Here is a 629-nt window from a genome sequence, read left to right on the forward strand (position 1 = left end):
CATTAGCTCAGTTGGTAGAGCATCTGACTTTTAATCAGAGGGTCGAAGGTTCGAATCCTTCATGGCTCACCATTTTCTTGAAAAATATGCGGGTGTGGCGGAATTGGCAGACGCACTAGACTTAGGATCTAGCGCCTTTGGCGTGGGGGTTCGAATCCCTTCACCCGCACTTTTAATAAAATAACTCAAACATGTCTTGCGGAAGTAGTTCAGTGGTAGAATACAACCTTGCCAAGGTTGGGGTCGCGGGTTCGAATCCCGTCTTCCGCTCCAATTTTCAGTATGACATGCCGGGGTGGCGGAACAGGCAGACGCACAGGACTTAAAATCCTGCGGTGGGTGACCACCGTGCGGGTTCGACCCCCGCCCTCGGCACCATATGCGCCCGTAGCTCAATTGGATAGAGCGTTTGACTACGGATCAAGAGGTTAGGGGTTCGACTCCTCTCGGGCGCGCTTTTATTAACGGGAAGTGGCTCAGCTTGGTAGAGCACCTGGTTTGGGACCAGGGGGTCGCAGGTTCAAATCCTGTCTTCCCGATTTTCCCAAAAACATGGGGCCTTAGCTCAGCTGGGAGAGCGCCTGCCTTGCACGCAGGAGGTCAGCGGTTCGATCCCGCTAGGCTCCACT

6 tRNA genes are annotated in these 629 nt (G+C 53.9%); all 6 read left to right on the forward strand.

From position 1 onward, the window contains the following. Positions 1-88 precede the first annotated feature (88 nt). The 6 genes from SB773_RS29900 to SB773_RS29925 all read left to right on the forward strand — a co-directional run bounded on the left by SB773_RS29900 (position 89) and on the right by SB773_RS29925 (position 627). Positions 89-169, forward strand: a tRNA-Leu gene (locus SB773_RS29900). 29 nt (positions 170-198) lie between these two features. Continuing rightward, positions 199-273, forward strand: a tRNA-Gly gene (locus SB773_RS29905). Positions 274-289: 16 nt separating this feature from the next. Next, positions 290-378: transfer RNA gene (locus SB773_RS29910), tRNA-Leu, on the forward strand. A gap of 3 nt (positions 379-381) precedes the next feature. Continuing rightward, positions 382-455, forward strand: a tRNA-Arg gene (locus SB773_RS29915). Positions 456-465: 10 nt separating this feature from the next. After that, positions 466-539, forward strand: a tRNA-Pro gene (locus tag SB773_RS29920). A gap of 15 nt (positions 540-554) precedes the next feature. After that, a tRNA-Ala gene (locus tag SB773_RS29925) sits at positions 555-627 on the forward strand. Positions 628-629: the final 2 nt, after the last annotated feature.

This window comes from Bacillus sp. SIMBA_074 (genome assembly GCF_046534555.1).
Lineage (GTDB): Bacteria > Bacillota > Bacilli > Bacillales > Bacillaceae_G > Bacillus_A > Bacillus_A mycoides.